Source organism: Streptomyces sp. CB01580, from assembly GCF_001905795.1.
Lineage (GTDB): Bacteria > Actinomycetota > Actinomycetes > Streptomycetales > Streptomycetaceae > Streptomyces.
The window spans coordinates 98,874-117,345 of sequence record NZ_LIXJ01000006.1 but is presented as its reverse complement, the minus strand read 5'-3'; the positions used below and the strand labels follow the sequence as shown (position 1 = coordinate 117,345).

At 70.4% G+C, this 18,472-nt stretch carries 17 protein-coding genes and 3 pseudogenes; 8 read left to right on the top strand and 12 right to left on the bottom strand.

The features are described from left to right. Positions 1 to 17 precede the first annotated feature (17 nt). Genes pabB through AMK22_RS12135 form a run of 3 tightly spaced genes read left to right on the top strand, consistent with a single transcriptional unit; the run spans position 18 to position 4,050 of the window. The gene (gene pabB, locus AMK22_RS12145; RefSeq protein WP_073784222.1) at positions 18 to 2,264 is read left to right on the top strand and encodes an aminodeoxychorismate synthase component I; all 2,247 of its coding nucleotides are present in this window, start codon (positions 18 to 20) and stop codon (positions 2,262 to 2,264) included. 57 nt (positions 2,265 to 2,321) lie between these two features. Continuing rightward, positions 2,322 to 2,522: a Trm112 family protein gene (locus AMK22_RS12140; RefSeq protein WP_073784221.1), complete on the top strand. Its 201-nt coding sequence runs from the start codon at positions 2,322 to 2,324 to the stop codon at positions 2,520 to 2,522. A gap of 37 nt (positions 2,523 to 2,559) precedes the next feature. Beyond that, the gene (locus tag AMK22_RS12135) at positions 2,560 to 4,050 is read left to right on the top strand and encodes a peptide MFS transporter (RefSeq protein WP_073784219.1); all 1,491 of its coding nucleotides are present in this window, start codon (positions 2,560 to 2,562) and stop codon (positions 4,048 to 4,050) included. A 76-nt stretch (positions 4,051 to 4,126) separates the two neighbouring features. Here AMK22_RS12135 and AMK22_RS12130 read toward each other — a convergent pair whose 3' ends face one another. The 7 genes and pseudogenes from AMK22_RS12130 to AMK22_RS40770 all read right to left on the bottom strand — a co-directional run. Then, positions 4,127 to 5,938 (bottom strand): ABC transporter ATP-binding protein, encoded by a 1,812-nt coding sequence (locus AMK22_RS12130; protein ID WP_073784217.1) that lies wholly within the window; start codon positions 5,936 to 5,938, stop codon positions 4,127 to 4,129. Further along, positions 5,935 to 7,722 carry an ABC transporter ATP-binding protein gene (locus tag AMK22_RS12125; RefSeq protein WP_073784215.1) on the bottom strand — a complete coding sequence of 596 codons (1,788 nt, stop codon included), beginning with the start codon at positions 7,720 to 7,722 and terminating at the stop codon, positions 5,935 to 5,937. The genes AMK22_RS12130 and AMK22_RS12125 overlap by 4 nt, the downstream gene beginning before the upstream one ends. A gap of 86 nt (positions 7,723 to 7,808) precedes the next feature. After that, on the bottom strand, positions 7,809 to 8,756 hold the full coding sequence (locus tag AMK22_RS12120) for an aldo/keto reductase (protein ID WP_338014153.1): 948 nt from the start codon (positions 8,754 to 8,756) through the stop codon (positions 7,809 to 7,811). A gap of 88 nt (positions 8,757 to 8,844) precedes the next feature. Beyond that, positions 8,845 to 9,420: an AAA family ATPase gene (locus tag AMK22_RS12115; protein ID WP_073784213.1), complete on the bottom strand. Its 576-nt coding sequence runs from the start codon at positions 9,418 to 9,420 to the stop codon at positions 8,845 to 8,847. Positions 9,421 to 9,480: 60 nt separating this feature from the next. Continuing rightward, positions 9,481 to 10,362 carry a class I SAM-dependent methyltransferase gene (locus AMK22_RS12110; RefSeq protein ID WP_073784212.1) on the bottom strand — a complete coding sequence of 294 codons (882 nt, stop codon included), beginning with the start codon at positions 10,360 to 10,362 and terminating at the stop codon, positions 9,481 to 9,483. 321 nt (positions 10,363 to 10,683) lie between these two features. Then, positions 10,684 to 10,800 (bottom strand): annotated as a pseudogene (locus AMK22_RS40020) (IS5/IS1182 family transposase); the annotation flags it as partial. Between the two features lie 31 nt (positions 10,801 to 10,831). After that, positions 10,832 to 11,077, bottom strand: a pseudogene (locus tag AMK22_RS40770) (IS630 family transposase); the annotation flags it as partial. Positions 11,078 to 11,256: 179 nt separating this feature from the next. Here AMK22_RS40770 and AMK22_RS12095 point away from each other — a divergent pair. Further along, a pseudogene (locus AMK22_RS12095) lies at positions 11,257 to 11,730 on the top strand (amino acid permease); the annotation flags it as partial. 415 nt (positions 11,731 to 12,145) lie between these two features. Here AMK22_RS12095 and AMK22_RS12090 read toward each other — a convergent pair. From AMK22_RS12090 to AMK22_RS12080, 3 genes are all read right to left on the bottom strand, one after another. Beyond that, the gene (locus AMK22_RS12090; RefSeq protein ID WP_143203554.1) at positions 12,146 to 12,604 is read right to left on the bottom strand and encodes a hypothetical protein; all 459 of its coding nucleotides are present in this window, start codon (positions 12,602 to 12,604) and stop codon (positions 12,146 to 12,148) included. A 107-nt stretch (positions 12,605 to 12,711) separates the two neighbouring features. After that, positions 12,712 to 12,978: a DUF3761 domain-containing protein gene (locus AMK22_RS40765; protein WP_242433935.1), complete on the bottom strand. Its 267-nt coding sequence runs from the start codon at positions 12,976 to 12,978 to the stop codon at positions 12,712 to 12,714. 206 nt (positions 12,979 to 13,184) lie between these two features. Continuing rightward, positions 13,185 to 13,826, bottom strand: coding sequence for an HNH endonuclease family protein (locus AMK22_RS12080; RefSeq protein ID WP_107430533.1), 642 nt, complete (start codon positions 13,824 to 13,826; stop codon positions 13,185 to 13,187). A gap of 70 nt (positions 13,827 to 13,896) precedes the next feature. Between AMK22_RS12080 and AMK22_RS12075 the strand changes: the two genes are divergently transcribed. The 3 genes from AMK22_RS12075 to AMK22_RS12065 all read left to right on the top strand — a co-directional run bounded on the left by AMK22_RS12075 (position 13,897) and on the right by AMK22_RS12065 (position 15,549). Continuing rightward, entirely contained in the window at positions 13,897 to 14,193 is a 297-nt protein-coding gene (locus AMK22_RS12075; protein WP_073784456.1) for a hypothetical protein, read from the top strand. 87 nt (positions 14,194 to 14,280) lie between these two features. Beyond that, positions 14,281 to 14,922: a DUF6461 domain-containing protein gene (locus AMK22_RS12070; RefSeq protein WP_073784208.1), complete on the top strand. Its 642-nt coding sequence runs from the start codon at positions 14,281 to 14,283 to the stop codon at positions 14,920 to 14,922. 435 nt (positions 14,923 to 15,357) lie between these two features. Beyond that, a complete protein-coding gene (locus AMK22_RS12065; RefSeq protein ID WP_073784206.1) occupies positions 15,358 to 15,549 on the top strand; it encodes a hypothetical protein in 192 nt (63 codons plus the stop codon). A 193-nt stretch (positions 15,550 to 15,742) separates the two neighbouring features. Here the strand turns inward: AMK22_RS12065 and AMK22_RS12060 are convergent, their stop codons facing one another. Next, the gene (locus AMK22_RS12060) at positions 15,743 to 16,102 is read right to left on the bottom strand and encodes a hypothetical protein (protein WP_242433934.1); all 360 of its coding nucleotides are present in this window, start codon (positions 16,100 to 16,102) and stop codon (positions 15,743 to 15,745) included. Then, on the bottom strand, positions 16,099 to 16,947 hold the full coding sequence (locus tag AMK22_RS12055) for an IS5 family transposase (protein ID WP_073784454.1): 849 nt from the start codon (positions 16,945 to 16,947) through the stop codon (positions 16,099 to 16,101). Before AMK22_RS12055 ends, AMK22_RS12060 begins: the two co-directional genes overlap by 4 nt. Positions 16,948 to 17,236: 289 nt before the next feature. Here AMK22_RS12055 and AMK22_RS12050 point away from each other — a divergent pair, with 289 nt between their 5' ends. Beyond that, positions 17,237 to 18,460 carry a PP2C family protein-serine/threonine phosphatase gene (locus tag AMK22_RS12050; RefSeq protein WP_073784452.1) on the top strand — a complete coding sequence of 408 codons (1,224 nt, stop codon included), beginning with the start codon at positions 17,237 to 17,239 and terminating at the stop codon, positions 18,458 to 18,460. The last annotated feature ends 12 nt before the right edge of the window (positions 18,461 to 18,472 follow it).

Here is an 18,472-nt window from a genome sequence, read left to right as displayed (position 1 = left end):
CCCGTCCTGGAGCCCCCATGCGCACACTGCTCGTGGACAACCACGACTCCTACAGTCACAACCTCTTCCAGCTGATCGCCCGCACGACCGGCACCGAACCCGTGGTGCTGCGCAACGACGCCGCGGCGCTGCGGTGGCTCGACCCGGAGGACTTCGACGCCCTGGTCGTCTCCCCGGGGCCCGGACACCCGGGGCGGGACCGTGACCTCGGGCTCGCGGCGGGCCTGCTGACCGGTCCGTCGTTGCCCGTTCTCGGGGTCTGCCTGGGCCATCAGGCGATAGCCCTGGCCGCGGGCGCGCGTGTGAGCCCCGCGCCCGCGCCCCGGCACGGCCACCTCAGCACGATCAGACATCTGGGCGACGGACTGTTCTCCCTCGTCCCCCAGGACTTCACCGGCGTCCGCTACCACTCGCTCGCGGTGCAGGAGCCGCTTCCGGAGGTGCTGCAGGCCACGGCATGGGCCGAGGACGGTGTCGTGATGGGCGTGCGCCATCGGTCGCTGCCGCGCTGGGGCGTGCAATTCCATCCGGAATCGGTGGCCACGGAGTACGGCGAGCGGCTCATCGCCAACTTCGCGCGGCTGGTCCGCGCCCATCAGGGGGCGCGCCCCTCGCGCTCCTCGGGTGAGCACCGCAGGAGCCCTGCCGAGCCGTCGGGCGTGGGCGGCCCGGCGGGATCCGCCGACCGCGCTGTCGGTCGCGGACGAGGCGGCGCGCGACATGCGGGGGCTTCCCCGGAATCGCCGGTGCCGTCCGCCCCGGGTCCGGCACCCACGGCGGCCGTTCGCCCCCCGTTCCGTCTGCACGTGCGCAGGCTGCCCCTGGCCCCGGACACCGAGGAGTTGTTCCGTGCGCTTTTCGCCCGTGCGAGCCACGCCTTCTGGCTGGACAGTTCACGGGTGGAGTCCGGACTCGCACGCTTCTCCTTCCTGGGGGACGCCGAAGGACCCCTCGCGGAGATCGTGCGCTACCACGCGGGTTCCGGCCACGTCGAGGTGACGGACCACGGCGGCACGACCACCGTGCCCGGCACCGTCTTCGACCACTTGCGCGCGCAGTTGGCCCGACGCCGTGTCGAAGCGCCCGTACTGCCCTTCGACTTCACATGCGGGTATGTCGGCTGGTTCGGCTATGAACTGCGCGCCGACTGCGGTTCGCCGCTGACACGGCCCTCGGCGGGGGACGACGCCGCCTGGATATTCGCCGACCGGCTGGTCGCCGTGGACCACGAGCGCGGGGAAACGTATCTGCTGTGTCTGGCCCGCGACGACGGGACGGACGGGGCACGCGCCGAGGCATGGCTGCGGCGGACGGGTGCGCGTCTCACCGCCCTGCCGCGGGACGGCGGCCTCCCGGCGCCGCCGTCCGGCGGCTTCCCCGTGATCCGGCCGTCCCGCGGCGAGGAGCGGTACCTGGCCGACATCCGGCACTGCCAGGCGGAGCTGCGCGCGGGCGAGAGCTACGAGATCTGTCTGACCGACACGGTGCACGTGCCCGTGGACACGGACGGGCTGTCCGCGCACGCCGTCCTGCGACGGCTCAACCCGGCACCGTACGCCGCGTTCCTGCACTTCGGTGACATCGAGGCGGTCTGTTCCTCCCCGGAGCGCTTCCTGCGGATCGCCCCGGACGGCCGGGTGGAGAGCAAACCCATCAAGGGCACCGCGCCGCGCGCGGCGGACCCCGTCGAGGACACCCGGCTGCGCGAGGCACTGACCCTCGACGCCAAGACCAGGGCCGAAAACCTGATGATCGTGGACCTGCTCCGCAACGACCTGGGGCGGGTGTGCGAGATCGGCAGCGTGCACGTCCCGAGGCTGATGCACGTGGAGACCTACGCGACGGTCCATCAGCTGGTGTCCACCGTCCGCGGCACGTTACGGCCCGGACTCGGCGCGATCGACTGCGTCCGCGCCTGCTTCCCGGGCGGCTCCATGACCGGTGCGCCCAAGCTGCGCACGATGGAGATCATCGACCGGCTGGAAGGCGCCGCGCGTGGCTTGTACTCGGGTTCGATCGGCTACCTGGGGCTGACCGGGGGCGCCGACCTGAACATCGTCATCCGTACCGCCGTCCGCTCGGGCGGCCGCTGGTCGGTGGGGGCGGGCGGGGCGATCGTCCTCGACTCCGACCCCGCCGAGGAGTACCGCGAGGTGCTCCTCAAGGCCGCCGCTCCGGTGCGTGCCCTGCTGCACGCGGCGAGCGGAACGAACGCACCCCCCGTCACCGTGCCGGCTCTCGACGTCCCCGCCCTTCCGGGCTGATCCGCCGACGTCCGGACCGGAACGCCGTCACACCCGCACTCACCGAAGGAGAACACCATGCCCATCGACAGCCGCCTGCTGGACATCCTCGCCTGTCCCGTGTGCGCCGCACCGCTGCGGGCCGATGACCGGGAGACCAGTCTGACCTGCGGGGAGGCGGGTTGTGGCCGCTCCTACCCGGTTGTCGGGGGCATCCCGGTGCTCATAGCCAACGAGGAGCTGGCGGCCGCGTCGGTGTCCGGTTCGCTGGACAGCTGACCACGCCGGGCACGCCGCCGAGGGAGTGAGGGGCGACATGGTGAAGACGGGGGAAGCGGCACGGGCCCGCCCGGCCGACGGCCGCCACCCGCGCGGCCTGCTGACGCTGTGGAGCGTCGAGATGTGGGAGCGGTTCAGCTTCTACGGAATGCGGGCGATTCTCGTGCTCTTCCTCGCCGCGCCCGTCGGGAACGGCGGCCTCGGCCTTGCACCGCACACGGCGGCGGCCGTCTTCGGCGTGTACGGCGCGCTGGTCAACCTGCTGGCGCTGCCGGGCGGCTGGCTCGCCGACCGGCTGTGGGGCTCGTACCGGGCGGTCGTACGGGGCGGTGTGGTCATCACCGCAGGGCACACGGTCCTCGCGATACCGGCGGGCGCCGCCTTCACGTACACCGGCCTGGTGCTGGTCGCCATCGGTACCGGGCTGCTCAAACCGGGCATCTCCACGCTCGTGGGCCGGCTGTACGACGCCGAGGGCTCCGGCGAGGGCCGGGCGGCGCGGCGCGACGCCGGCTTCTCACTGTTCTACATGGGCATCAGCCTGGGCGCCTTCGCCGCTCCGCTGGTGACCGGCTTCCTCGGAGAGCGTGTCGACTGGCACGCCGGGTTCGGCGCGGCCGCGGTCGGCATGCTGCTCGGTCTGCTGCTGTGCGTGCGCGGACGCGACCGGATGCCCGGCGCGCCGGGCCGGCCGGTGGCCTCCCCGGGGGCGTCGCGCCGTGCCCTGCTCGCCGTGGGCGGGGCGGTGGTGTTCCTCGCCGGTGTGTTCGCCGTCGCGGTGCTGTGGGGGCAGCCGCCCACCCAGGCGGTGGTCCAGGCGGTCACGGCACTGACCATCGCCGTTCCGGCGGTCTGGTTCACGGCGATGTTCCGCGCTCCCGGCCTGGCCCCGGTGGACCGCCGCCGACTGACCGCCTATGTGTGGATCTTCCTGGCGGCCACCGTGTTCTGGATGATCGCCGAGCAGGGCGGTTCGCTGATCAGCCTGTTCGCGCGCGACCACGTGGACCGCACGCTGTTCGGCTGGGAGTTCCCGACCAGTTGGTTCCAGTCGCTGGGGCCGCTCTACAGCATCGTGCTGGCCACCGCGTTCGCGGCGCTGTGGCTGTGGCTGGGCGAGCGCCAGCCCAGCACGGTGGTCAAGTTCGCCCTGGGACTGCTCGGGCTCGGTCTGGCCACCTTGATCATGGCGGGGGCGGGGTGGGCCGCCGCGGACGGCGGCCGGGTCACCCCGCTGTGGCTCGTCGTGGCCTTCTTCGTGCAGATCATGGCGGAAATGTGCCTGAGCCCCACCGGGCTGAGCGTCACCACCCGACTGGCGCCGACTCGGTTCGCCAACCAGATCATGAGCCTGTGGTTCCTCTCGGTGGCGCTGGGCAGTGCCCTCAGCGCCCAGGTGGTGCGGCTCTCCACGGTGTGGTCGCCCGGGACCTACTTCGCGATGCTGGGAGCCGCCGCCATGCTCTGTGCGGCGGCCCTCGCCCTGTCCCGCGCGCGTCTGCGCCGCCTCATGCGAGGAGTCGGCTGATACACCCGGCGCCGCCACGCCGTCGAACGTCCACGACCGCCCCGCCCGAGGCCGCGGCCCGGGCGGGGCCGTCCGCTCACCGCACTCCGGCCGCGCCGGTCGCCGACATCCACGCCGCGTACAACTCGGCGTACCGGCCCGGCCGGACGACCAGTTCCTCGTGGCTGCCCTGCTGGACGATGCGGCCCCGGTCGAAGACGAGCACGTGGTCGGCGGCCTCGGCCGTCGACATCCTGTGGGCCACGGACACCGCCGTGCGACCACGGGTGGCGTTCTCCAACGCCCGCTGCAGGCGCTGTTCGGTGGCCGGGTCGACGGCCGAGGTGGCCTCGTCGAGTACGAGCAGGTCGGGGTCGGCGAGGTAGGCCCGTGCCAGCGCGACGAGCTGGCGCTCACCGGCCGACAGGGCTTCGCCGCGCTGTCCGACCGGGGTCTCCAGCTCGCGCGGCAGCCCGGCCAGCCAATCGCCCAGATCGAGGTCGCGCAGGGCTCGCCGTACGTCGTCGGCGGTGGCGCCCGGCCGTCCGTAGGCGATGTTCCTTCCGACGGTGGTGTCGAAGAGGAAGCCGTCCTGCGGCACCATGACGACCCGTCGGCGCAGCGACGAGAAAGGCACCTCGGCCAGCGGCACCCCGCCCAGCGCGATCCGCCCCGAGGTCGGATCGGCCAGCCGGATCAGCAGCTTGACGAAAGTCGACTTGCCCGAGCCGGTCTCGCCGACCACGGCCACCCGGGCGCACGGGGCGATGTGCACGGAGACGTCGCGCAGGACCGGCGGACCGCCCGGGTACGCGTAGCCGACATCCTCGAACCGCACCTCCACCGGTCCCCCGTCCAGGAGCGTGCCGGCAGGCCCGGGATCGGGCACGTCGACCGGCGTGTCGAGCACCGCCAGGGCACGGCGCCAGCCCGCGAGGGCGTTCTGCAGTTCGTTCAGCACCTCGGTGCTCATCTGGGCCGGTCCGATGAACAGGGTGACGAGGAACAGGAACGCCACCAGCTCGCCGGCGGTCAGCCGGCCGCCGACCCCCAGCAGCACCCCCAGGCTCACCACGCCGCCGATGGCCAGCGCGGCCGCGACCTCACCACTGGAGAGGGTGACCGCCACCAGCCGCTGGGCCCGGCTCTGTGCCCGCCGGTGCTCCTCCACCGCCGTGTCGATCCTGCGCCCGATCAGGTCACCCGCGTCGTAGGCGTGGATGACGGCGGCACCCACGACGGCCTCGCCGGTCGCGGCGAGCATGTCACCGCCTCGGGTGCGTACCCGGCCGTACGCCTCGGACAACCGGCGCTGCAGGCCGGGCAGGACCAGGACGAGCGGCACGAACACCACCCACACCATCAGGGCGAGCTGCCAGGAGTAGACGAACATGACCACGCTGCCGACGAACAGCTGGCACAGGCTGACCAGGAACATGCCGCCGAACTGCAGGAAGGTGCTGAACTGGTCGATGTCCGCGGTCACCCGGGCCACCAGGTCACCGCGGCGTTCGCCGGTCAGCGCGGGGGCCGACAGGTCGTGCACCCGGCGGAACGCCCTGACGCGGAGCGTCGCGAGCCCGGCCTCGACGCTGCGGTACAGGCGGTGGTTCATCCGGGAGGTGATCCAGGCGGTGGCCAGGACGGCGGCGGCGCACACGCCCGCGATCACCAGCACCAAGCCGGTACGCGGGCCGCCCTCCGCCTGGAACCCCTCGTCGAGGGTGAGCTGCACGGCGATGGGGACCACGACCCGGCCGGCCGCGGCGAGAAGGGCCAGGAGCAACACCGTCAGCAGCCCCTCGCGCAGCCCGGGCGAGACCTCCAGCGCCCGCCGGAGCGTGCCCAGGCTCCCCCGCCGCTCGCCCACGACACGGCTGTCCGTCCGGTCCTCGACGCGGCCGTTCACGCGGTCCTCCCATCGGGATGCTGCTGCTGTTCCTGCCGTTCGTAGGCGGTCACCAGGCGGCGGTAGCCGGGACAGCGGTTGCGCAGTTCTTCGTGCGTGCCGCTGTCGACCACCCGGCCCCGTTCCACGTACACGACGCGGTCGGCGAGCGCGATGGCGGACTGGCGGTAGGCGACCAGGACGAGGGTGGATGGGACCCGCGCGTCACGAAGACCACGCAGGATGCGGCCTTCGACCTCGGGATCGATGCTCGACGTGGCGTCGTCCAGCACCAGCAGGCGGGGACGGCGCACCAGGGCCCGCGCGAGCGCGATCCGTTGACGCTGCCCACCGGAGAGGGTCGCGCCGCGCTCCCCGACGCGGGTGTCGAGGCCATGCGGCAGCGCCCGGACCACGTCGGCGGCCTGGACCGCCTCCAACGCCTCCCAGACCCGGTCGTCGGGCACCTCCAGCCCGAGCAGGACGTTCCCGCGGACCGTGTCGTCGAACAGCAGGGTCTCCTGAGGGACGAACGCCACCGCCGACGACACCTCTCCGGAGCGCATCTCGCGGGCGTCGAGGCCGTCCATGAGCACGTCGCCGCGCACCGGGTCGACGAGCCGCACCATCAGCGTCGCCAAAGTCGACTTGCCCGCGCCGGTGGGCCCGACGATGGCGACGGTCCGCCCGGAGTCCACGCTGAGGGTCACGTCGTGCAGGACGGCGTTGTCGTCGTAGGTGTAGCTGACGCCCCGGGTGTCCAGGCTGATCGGGCCGGCATCCGACAGCTTCAGCCGCCCGGTGGGCAGCTCGCCCTCGGCGTCGAGGACGTGCCTCACCCGGGCCCAGCCGACGGAGCTGCGCGGCAACTCGGCGAGGACCCATCCGAACGCGCGCACCGGAAAAGCGATCATCGTGAACAGGTAGGAGATCTGGACGAGTTCGCCGACGCTGACGGCTCCCGCGGCCAGCCTCGCCGTCCCGACCGCGAGCACGCTGAGGATGCCCAGGTTGGGAAGCGCGTCGAGCAGGGGGTCGAAGGACCCGCGGGTGCGGCCGACCGCCACGTTGGCATCGCGCAGGCGGGCGGCGGCGTCCGCCATCCGGGCCGTCTCGTGCTCTTCCAGACCGAGTGTCTTGACGACCAGGGCGCCGTCGAAACTCTCGTGGGCGATGTCGCTGGTCTCGGCTCGCAGGCTCTGGGCACGCGCCGCGAGTGGCGTGAGCCTGCGCTGGTAGAAGACGTTGAGGAGCCCGATGGCGGGAAAGACGAGCAGGGCGACGGCGGCCATCACCGGGTCGACGGCGAACATCGAGACGATGGCGGCGGTGAGCATGACGACGACGCCGATGGCCGTGGGCAGCGGCACGATGGGCGCCCAGGCCGCCTCCACGTCCGCGTTGACGTTGGACAGCAGTTGGCCGGCCGGGTGGCGCTGGTGCCAGGAGACGGGCAGTCGTAGATAGCGGTGGGCGACCCGGCGGCGGTACGTCGCCTGGAGCCGGAACTGCATGATGCCCGCACCGACGCGGCGTCCGATCACCCCGACGACCCGCAGCATCGCCACACCGAAGACGGCCAGGCCGGCGGCGACCAGGGCGGCCGCGGTGGTCCGGCCCTCCTGGAAGGCGGGCAGGATGACGTCCTCGGTGATGCGGCCCAGCGTCCAGGACGTGGCGACCGGCGCCACGCCGTACAGGGCGCTGGCGAACAGGGCCGCGCAGAAGATCCAGGGTTCCTCCCGTACGGCGACGGCAAGGACCCCCAGGCCCCGGCGCAGAGTCGACCGGTCGGTTGCGGGCACGGGCGAGGTTCCTTTCGTGCGGGTCGTGCGTTGTCCGCCCGACGGTATGGCCGCGGGCGGGGCGGATCAGGGCGAGACGCCCGGTGTCACTGGCGCGCTCCGGTCGCGGCCGGCAGTGCGTCCAGCAGGCCGAGGTCGTCGTCGTCCAGCCGGACGTGGGCGGCGGCGACGTTGTCGTTCAGATAGCGGACGTTCTTGGTTCCCGGGATGGCGACGACGTGCGGGGCGCGGGACAGCACCCACGCGAGCGCGACCTGGGCGGGGGTGGTCCCACGCCGGTGCGCCACGGTGCGGACACCCTCCAGAAGACGGAGGTTGGCCGCGAAGTTCTCCTTCTGGAAGCGCGGGTTGTGGCGTCGGTAGTCGCCGTCCGGCACGTCCTCGACGGAGCCGAAGCGGCCCGCCAGGAAGCCGCGGCCGAGCGGCGAGCAGGCGATGAGCGCGATGCCTTCCCGCGCGGTGAGGGGCAGCAGTTCGGCCGTGGCGTCCCGGCTCCACAGCGACAGTTCCGTCTGAACGGCGGCCACGGGGTGCACGCTCTGCGCGAGGCGTATCTGAGGGACGGTCACGTCGGGCAGGCCCAGCATCCGGGCCTTGCCGGCCTTCACGGCCTCGGCCATGGCTCCCCAGGTCTCCTCCAGCGGCACCTCGGGGTCGACCCGGTGCAGTTGGTAGAGGTCCACGTGGTCGGTGCGCAGCCGGCGCAGGCTCGCGTCGATGGCCGCGCGGACGTGCTCGGGCCGGCCATCACGGCGCAGCCGAGTCTCCCCGGCGACGAATCCCACCTTCGTGGCGAGAAACGCCTTTTCACGGCGGTCGGCGAGCGCCCGGCCCACCAACTCCTCGTTGGTGCAGGGGCCGTAGACATCGGCGGTGTCGATGAGGTCGGCGCCGAGGTCGAGAGCGCGGTGGAGCACGGCGATCGAGGTGTTCTCGTCGCGGCCGGCGGGGTCGTAGGCGTAGGTCATGCCCATGCAGCCGAGGCCGACGACTCCCACCGAAGCGTCTCCGGGGCCGATCCGTAGGGTGCGCAACGCGTGTCCTTCCTTGGATGTCGGGCGGGGCGGGTCACAGGGCCGGACCGGGCTCCCGGGGCGGCGCCGCGGGAGCCCGTCGGCGTGATCAGGAGACGGCGCCCTCGCCCCAGGCGCGCTTGAGGATCTCGTCGACGGTCTCGTCGACCGTCTGGTGGGAGGTGTCGAGCCACAGCCCGATGCGGGGCGTGCTGTCCCGGAGGACCTTGTCCAGGTCCTTGGGCTGCCAGTCGGGTCCGTAGCCGGTCTTGGAGCGCTTCTCCTCGCGCCGGGCCACGACGTCCGGGTCGGGCGCCAGCATCACCACGGCGAGCGGACGGCTTCTGATCATCTCGGTGATCTCCAGCAGGTGCTCGCCGAGGAGGATGTCCTGCAGGACGACCGTGAACCCGGCCTCGACATAGGCGTCCGCCGACGCGGCGGCCAGGCGGTACCGCAGGCGGAGCTGCGCGACGGCCTCCGGCGGGGCTTCGGCGGTCATGTGCACCTGACCGTTGACGACCATGCGGCGGAACGTGTCGCCGCGTACGTGCGCCGAACGGGGCAGGCGCTCGGCGAGGGCCTGCGCGACGGTGGACTTGCCTGCGGCGGAGATGCCCGAGACGACGATGACGCCGGGGTTTCCGTCACCGGGGACGGCTGTGGGGTTGGTCCTGTCGTTCATGGACGGATGGATTTCCTCTCTTGTGCGGGTATGCGGGTGCCGTTGCGGCACCCGGTCGTCTCAGGCGCGTTCGAGGACCAGCAGGTCCATCGAGGCCGGACGTCGTGTGGAAACACCCCAGGTACCCGGTCGGGGGTCCCGGCGCATGCGCAGACCGTGCCGTGCCGCCACCGACAGGATGTGCTCCAGCCGGTAGGCGATGGCATACGTGGGTTCCTCCTCGGAGTGCACGTAGTAGTCACCGTGGTCGTGCGTGAACTCGAAGGCGGTCGTGCCGCGCGCGATGTTCGCGGCGACCGTGTCGTCCACCAGGTAGGCCGTGGCGAAGCACTGCCCTCCGGGCCGCAGGACCCGGGCGGACTCCGCCAGGTAGTTCTCCAGCTCGGCCGGGCGGAGATGGCTGATGAGTCCCACCAGCGCGGCGGTGTCGAAAGCCGCGTCGTCGGCGGGGAACCGCAAGTCGGCCGCGGAGAGGGTCCCTTGCGGGTTGTAGATCTCCTGGCGGATGTCGACGTGGGCGAAACGGAAGTTCGGATGGCGGGGAGTGATCGTGCGGGAGCACCACTCGACGGCGTGCGGCACGATGTCGAAGCCGAGATAGGAACCTTCGGTGAGCACGTCCGTGAGCGGCACCGCGATGCGTCCGGCGCCGCATCCCGCGTCCAGGACGTCGTGCCCGGGGCCCACACCGAGTTCGTCCCGCATGTACGCGGTGATCTGGCGGCCCACTTCGAGGAAGTCACCATTGCCGATGAAGCGGCGGTGGCGTCGGGGCGGCAGCAGCGGGTGGTCCCTGCCGCGCAGCGTGTCCCACAGGTCCAGCGCCTGCAGTCCGGCGTTGTACCCCAGGCGGCGTAATCGCTCCAGGCTTCCGGTGGTACGCGTCGACGAGGTGTACTTCGTCGCCCTGAGCGACTTCAGATCCGGCTTGGTGCCTGGCAAGGGCTGCCCCTTTCAGTGGTGTGCGCGGTGGGTGTGTACGTGCGGTTGCCACCCGTTCCGGCCGGGACGGAAGCCCTGGGCCTCGGGGTGTCCCCGGTGCTGCCTTGCGGCCGGCCCGGCCTCGGTAACGCCGCGGCCGTCTTCGAGCACGCCGAAGAACGGGGCACGGACGCCTCGGTGCCTCCCCCTGCCCTGCGTTCAGCATGTCGATCACTCAGGAGACGGTCAACCGGACTCATTCGGACAGCGTGTCTTTCCGGCCTGTTGGCAGCGGGCGGACGGTGCGTCAGCCGTCCCACTCCGTCCTTGGACTGTGTCCCATGTGGTGAGGCGAACGAGCCGTTCGTAGCAGCAGATGGCGGCCGCGAGGCCGAGAAAGGCCAGATAGTCGCGGGGGCGGCGTTCGTAGCGGTGGTTGAGTCGGCGATAGACGGATACTGAGGTTGAACTCGTGACGTCGTGCTGCTGTTCAGGCGGGGCCGATAGTTAGGCCGGTTTCGGTGAGACAGCCGTCCATGAGGTGACCGCGGTACTGGATGTGCCGTAGGCCGCGTCGGATGCGCTGCTCGAGGTGCTTCGAGGGTGCTGAAGCGACGTTGGAGAGCCGGCCGCACCGCAGGAGGGACCAGATGCCGTCGACGGGATTGAGGTCGGGGGCGTAGGGCGGGAGGCAGTAGACGGTCGGCCAGTCCCGGGCTTCGGCGAACTCCCGCAGGTCGTACCCCGCCGGGTCCGGCATGTCCGCGGATGACCCTGCGCTGCCGCTGGCGGGGGATTCCCGCCGGCGGCGCCACACGGGTGCGTCTGACGCTCTTCTGACGCACTGAGCGGGGATATCGGGCGACCGGCGTCCTAGAGTCGGTGGAGCCGACCGGCCTGCAGGACTGGAGGGGTCTGGTATCTGCACGCGCTGAGAACGCCGACGGCTCAGGTGGCCAATCGCCAGGTTCCAACGCCGAGCGCTCGGAGCGGGACCGGCCGACTGTGCCGCAGGGGCTGGCAGCACTGTCGCTGGACGCTCTGGCCTCCGTGGCCCACGGGCCAGAGGCGATCGTGATCGTGCTGGCCGCGGCCGGCAGCCGGGGTCTTGGCTTCACCTTGCCGGTCACGCTGGCGATCGTTGTACTCCTGGCAGCGCTGACGATTTCCTACCGTCAGGTGATCGCCGCCTTCCCCAACGGTGGCGGCGCGTACGCGGTGGCCGGGCGCCACCTGGGACGGCGCCTCAGCCTGATCGCTGCCGCCTCGCTGATCATCGACTACGTGCTGAATGTCGCGGTATCGGTCTCCGCCGGCGTCGCGGCGCTCACCTCAGCCTTCCCCGCCCTGCACGGCGAACGTGTCCTGCCCCTGCCGCTCGGCGTCCTCGGCCAGGAAGGCTCCACCGTCATCGTCGGCCTCAACGACGCCCAGGCCTGGGCCCGCTCTCTGGAGCGTCCGCCGCGGATCGATTTCCAGGGCGCAGTGTAGGAGTCGTCGGGTCGAACGATCGCGACGCTCCCCGCGGAACTCACGCGCCTGGTCGAGCTGCCGTGGGCGGATCCGTTCACACGGTTGGACAACGGCGACATCGATGTGGCCGTCGTCCTCGCTCCCAGCACGGAAAGCGACTTCCGGCACCTCGTCGAGTTCTCGCGCCAGCCGCAGCACCTCGCGGTCTCCCGCAGTCTCCCGCTCTCCCCCACGCTCACCCGCTCGCCCGCTCGCCGCGAAATCACATGTCGTCTCGGCCGGTCTCTCGCAGGTGTGGGCATGGTGTCCCCCCACGCCGTGGGCACCGGAGCTACTGTTCCTGGTCCACGTCCGGAATGTTCAGCAGTCGGTTCATGACCGTCATGGGCAGGGGGTTCGTGAAGCCGTCGACCAGGTCCGCCGGTGATCCCCGTCCGACCAGTTCGACCAGCACCTGGTCGATGGCGCCGACCACCCACGGTTCCATGTGGCCGACGGCTCGTGGATCGAGCATCCGCTGGAAGAGGTGGCGCAGCCGCAGGTGCTCGTCGCCCTCCTGGCGGGGAAGAGCGTCGGGGCTGTTCGCCAGGTTGGAGGCCGCCGGGAGCGGCGCGTTTGACCCTCGTGCTGGGGAGCGCGTGAAGCGGGTATCGCCCAGCACCTGGCAGACATCGGCGTAGCGGGTCAGGGTCCAGGCCAGGGTGCCGTCGGCCAGCGTCGTGCGTCTGGGCGGGCCGGGATCGTCGAATCGCAGGCGGTGCAGGGGAAGGCAGGGCCCGGATGCATTCACGGCCGATCGCATCGGGAGCGCTCTGGACCACGCTGCGGGCCGGGGCAACCGACGAGGCGTGGCCGGTCCTGGGGTGTGCGCCGTCCCAGGGCCGACCGTCTCTGGCCCTACTTGCACCAGTAGCGGACGCCGCTGTGGTGGCTGCAAGTGCCGCGGAACGTCTTCGAGTAGCTGTGGGTCCCGTCGTTGCACTGGGCTGTCGCGCCCGCCGGATGCGGACTGCCGGCCCTGCACGCGCTGGTGGTGTGCGGCGCGCACGTGCCCGTGGCTTCGGCCTGGGCGGCCGGGACCAGGAAAGCGGCGGCGACAACGAGCGCCGTGATGGTGCCGCGGAGGATGCCGCGAGGGTTTGGTGCGGTGATGGTGCGGGTCACAAGGTGCCTCTTTCTTGAGCCCCCGGCCTCGGTGCGGTGAAGCGCGGGCCAGGGGTTGATGGGTCGCCGCGGGGACAGCGGTCGGGGCGGGGTGTCCTGTCTCCCCTGTCTCGGCGGCGGGTCAGGGCCGGACGTCACCGTCCGGCGCTCAGGCAGCCTCCCGGGCCGTGTTCCTGCTCGGCCACCGGGTGCTTCGCCTGAAAGGATCAGGCGAAGCAGGTGTCGAGCATCCGGGACAGGGCGTCGACCTCGCTCTGGTTGGCGGTGAGGGCGTAGTCGGACTTCACGCTGATCCAGGCGCGGCTGTGGGTGCAGTGGTACGACTGAAGCGGCGGGCGCCAGTTGCCTGGGTCCTTGTCGCCCTTCGCACGGTTGCTGCCGGCCGACACCGCGATCAACTGCGAATGCGTCAGGTCGTTCGCGAACGCCCGCCGCTCCCCCGTCGACCACTCGGACGCCCCGGAGCACCAGGCTTCCTTGAGCGGCACAATGTGGTCGATGTCGATACCCGAGGCCGAGGCAACCGTCTTTCCGTCATACTCCGAGTACCAAGTCCCGGACACCGCCCGGCACTGAACGTCCTGGACCACGTCCCGGCCGTCGCGCTGGAGCACGGCCTCGCGAGTGTCGCAGGCGCCGTACTGGGTGATCCAGTGCGGGAACTTGGAACGGCTGTAGCCGGGGGCGTCGTTCTCACCGGCCACGACGAGGCCCGCGAGCAGCTCACGGGCCTTGGTGGCGTCGGGTGGTTCGGGGAGGTCACGGACGGTCGGGGTCCGGCCGATGGAGGCGGCGGTGTGGGGGTGGCGGCGGTAGCGGTGGAGGGGGCGGTGGTGGCCGACCGACAAGGCATCGTGCGATGAGTTCGCCTACGCCTCTACCTACAACTCCGGCGGCATGCCCGTCAGCGTGGACGGCATGAACGAGGTCGACACCGGCCACGACTGCGTACAGACCTATGCCACCCGGGTCAAGCAGGGCGAATGGCACCTGTACGACGACAGCCGTGAGGCTGCTCCGACGTGGACGGAGGTGTGTGGCCGCTCGGCCATGTCAGGTTGGATCAACTCCACCTCGATGGGTGGAGCGTTCAGCGGAGGCTTCTCGGGCAAGTACCGGATGCTGGACAAGGACCCGTACTGGGTGGACTTCCCCCGGTTCGCGCACTGCGACGCGTCCAAGGTGACCGTGGCCTGCACGGTTCCGAGGCCGTAACAGGCTGCTGAACGCTGGTGGGGGCACAGTGCTGACTCTCGCTGTGCCCCACCAGCCCCACGTCGTGCACGAAAGGGAAAATCTCCAATGACCGACGATCTCGCATGGGTCGCCGACGCCTGGCGTGGCGCAAGCCCGAGCGCCACCGACTTGTACATCACTTGCGCCCGTGGCCTCAGCCCCCAGCAGCTGGCCGAGCGCATGGCCGACCACGAGCCTGTCGAGGTCGGGCCCGCCCTCACCATCCAGGAAGCGCACCGCATGGTCGACCTCGCGGAGATCTACCGCGCGGGCCGCATCGGCCAAAGCGGCGACTGGTCATTCATCGTGGAGTGCGTGGGCAGCGAAGGCTGGACCTTGGACCCGGCCGTGTCCCGCGGCGCCGAGGTTCTGATCCTCGACCCACGGCCGGACGATCCGCCCTCCTTCTTCACGTATCTCGCCGACGGGGAGGTACAGCTGCACTTCGAGTTGGGCTTCGGCTACGACCCCGCCGGAGCCCAGCCCGACCTGCTGCGCCCGGCGCTGGAAGCGGCCGGAGTCATCCCGCCGGAAGACTGCATCGATGTCCTGCTCGGCGAGGACGAGGAGCTGTCACCTGCCGAAGAGAAGCGCCGAGTGCTGAAGGCCGCCGGTGAGTACTTCGGGCTGTCACTACCACGGCAGGCGATCGAGAACGGACAGCTTCCCACGGTGGTCACCCGCACCTCACCCCCGTCCTCCTGGTGACCAGGAGCGTACTCACACGTCCGAGGCCTCAGGGGCTACAGCATCGGGCACGGGCTGTTGATCAGCTGGGAGACACCGGTATCGGGGCGAGGCGGCGCGTGAGCAAGCAGCGGCAGGCTTGGAGGTGTATGAGGCCGTGACGGTGGATGCCGCCGCAGGCCAGGGATCTGGCAAAACCGCGTCTCAGAGGACGGTTCGTGAGCTGATATCCGAATCTGGGTGAGGTTGGGGCAAGGCTGCTGGTCCCGGGGCTTCGGCCGACTACTGCCTCCTGGCAAAGCACCGGCGTCGGCTTCGGCGAGGACGTTGAATCTGCCTGAGCGCCAGGCCGCATAGGATGCGCTCCACGAACTGGTCGTACGGATGAGGGATTGGGGACTGAAGGTGTTGGGAGGCAGGAAAAAGGAGGGCGGGCTGCCGAGGATCCCGCGGAGCGTGGATCCACGGCGAGCCCGTGTCCTGCCGGTTCCGGCCGAGGCGCAGGCCGACGCGCGCATGTTCATGCTGGGTGGCGACACCCTCCGGGCGGTCAAGGTGATCGTGGACGCGACGGGCTACGACCTACGCCAGGCCCGGGACATCGTGTATGCGCTGGTCTACGACATCGAGGTGCCGAGGGGGAGCTGAGCCGAGGCGCGACGCACGCGGATCCGGATGTCCTTCGTGATCACCGAGGTGAGACTTGAGCCAGGTGATCAGAGGACGGGTTCGAGAGCTGATATCCGTTTCTGGGTGAGGTTGGGGCAAGGCTGCTGGTCGCGGAGCTTCCGTCGGCTACTGCTTCCTGACGAAGCTGCCTGCGTCGACCTTGGTGAGGACGTTAAGCTTGACGAGGCGTTTCAGCTTGGCGCGGGTGCCTTCGATGTTCTTCGGCAGCAGTTCGTGGTCGAGGGCTTGTGCAGACGTCGCGAGCTCGGAGGGGGCCGGTGGCCTCGTTGAAGACGGTGAGGATGCGGGGGTAGTCCGGGTGCTCGGGCAGGTCTGGCGAGGCCGACTGGACCGGGAGACGGTCAGCGAGAGCAGTGACGGTCTTCCTGGTGATCGCGAGGTACTCGAGATGGGTCTCAGCCTCCCGCAGCCGGTCCTGCAGTTCGTCGATCTGCGTGCGGAGTTCGTCGGCCAGGGCCCGGGCGGCGTCTTCCTGGAGGTCGAGCGCGTCGAGCAAGGGCTCGATGTTCACGCCGTCACCGCTTCCTCGTCGCGCCAGGTGGGGGTGCTCGCTCCGGTCAGGCGGCGGACCATGACGTGGGTCATCGCCCAGTAGACGCGCGAGGCGGAGGAGGACAGGCGGTGCTCGTAGTCGCGGACCAGGCGCCGGTGCAGTATCAAGCCGCCGTAGGTCTGCTCGACCTTCCACCGCTTCGGCTGCGGGACGAACCCCGCCTCCTGCGGGATTCGTTCGACGATCTCGACCTCGATGCCCAGGCCGCTGCCGTGCGCGACGACCTGGTTCTTGAAGCCCTGATCGACCAGGGCCTTACGGACGGTTTCTCCGGCGTGCTCGACGACCTGGTTCAGCAGGGCGACCCCCGCGGCGTTGTCGTGCGTGTTCGCGGCCAGCACGATGACGGCGATGACCAGACCGAGCACGTCAACGGCCAGTCCCCGCTTGCGGCCCGGGACCTTCCTCACCGGATCCCGGCCGGTCGTGGCGGCAGGGACCCCAGCGGCCACGTGGACACTCTGGGTGTCCAGGACCAGCAGGGTCGGGTCCTCTAATCGGCGGGCCTTCTCCCTCATCTGGCAGCGCAGGAGTTCATGGATGACCTGGTCGGTTCCGTCGTCGCGCCAGGCGGCGAAGTAGTAGTACGTCGCGCTCTTCAGCGGCAGATCGTGCGGGAGGTAGGCCCACTGGCAGCCGGTCCGGCCCTGGTAGAGGAGCGCGTTCACGATCTCTCTCATCGCGTAGGCGCCCTGGTGGCCTCTGACCGAGCGATGCCGTTCCTTCCACGCCGTGATCACCGGCTCGATCAGAGCCCACTGATCGTCCGATAAGTCGCTTGGGTACGGCGTGCATTCACTCACCCCGCCACCCCAACAGACCATCGGCTGCGGACCGGCAGATTCCGCCCGCACCCACACCATCAGGCGACGACAGAACCACTCAAAGTCTTACGAACCGTCCTCTCAGAACCCCACCATTTGCGAGGTGTTCTGCGAGTGGCGACCAGGGGTACGCAAGCGGCCCTGGCCTCGTCCGTCGTCTCTCTCAGCTGCTCATTTCTGCAGACACGGGTGTGCTGTCCTCTCTGGAGTCACGCTGGTGCATATCGTGACGGAGCACGTGATCGACACAGCGGCGCTGGCAGGTGGCATGGTGAACGCATCCGAGATCGACTACGAGGCTGTTTTCCAGGCGCTGCCGCGCGCGGTGGCCTTGTTCAAGACGGACCTGGTGTACGCCGATGTCAATGAGGCGTTCCTGCGCAGCATGGGGCGTGCCCGTGACCAGGTGGTGGGCCGTTACCTGCATGATGCGTTCCCGGACGATCCGAAGAACCCTGCGGTAACCGGTATGCGCAAGCTGCAGGCGTCGTTGCGGTGGGTGGCCGCCACCGGTGAGCGCGACGCCATGACGCTTCACCGCTACGACGTGGAGTACCCGGACCGGCCCGGGGTGTGGGAGGAGCGGTACTGGAGCCCGGTCAATGTCCCCGTCTTCGACCCGGATGGGCGGGTGGCGCTGCTGCTGCACCTGGAGGAGGACATCACCGAGCTCGTCCGTACCCGACGTGGTAAGGACCGGGCGACAGCGCTGGAAGCCGAGCTGTACACCAAGGCCCGGGAGTTGCAGGAGGTCAACGAACGGCTGCGCGAGGCGCATGCCAGCGAACATGAAGTCGCTCTGAGCCTGCAGGAGGCGATGCTTCCCACCCCTGCGCCTTTAAGGCATCACCATGCAGCAGTGCGCTACCGCCCGGCTGTCGGAGCGTTGAATGTGTGCGGGGACTGGTACGACCTCGTCGAACTGCTCGACGGCCGTATCGCGGTGGCCGTCGGCGACGTCGTCGGCTGCGGCCTGGCTGCCGCCTGTGTCATGGGCCAGCTGCGCAGTGCCCTCGGCGCCGCTTCCCACATCGCCGACGGCCCCGCCCAGGCCCTGGAAGCTCTTGGTCTGTACGCCCGGTCGGTCGACGGTGCGGAGTCAACGACGACGGTCCTGTGTGTCATCGACAGCATCAACCGCTCCATTGCCTACAGCAGCGCAGGCCACCCTCCACCGGCACTGCTGCACCCCGACGGCACCGTGGAATTCCTCGACCAGGCCACCGACCCCCCTCTCGGCGCCCGCCCCGAGCACAGGCCCCGTCCTCAGACCGAGGCCCCGTTTACCGAGGGGGCCACCCTTGTGCTGTATACCGATGGGCTGATCGAACGCCGTCGCGAGGACATCGACGTCGGCCTGAACCGGCTTGCCAACTCCCTCGCCGGGCACCAGGGCACCGACCCCGAAACGCTTGCTGACGCACTCCTGGACGACCTGACCCCACCTTCCGGTACCACCGACGACACCGCCCTGGTCGTGATCCGCCTGTGACAGCGGCGGCCC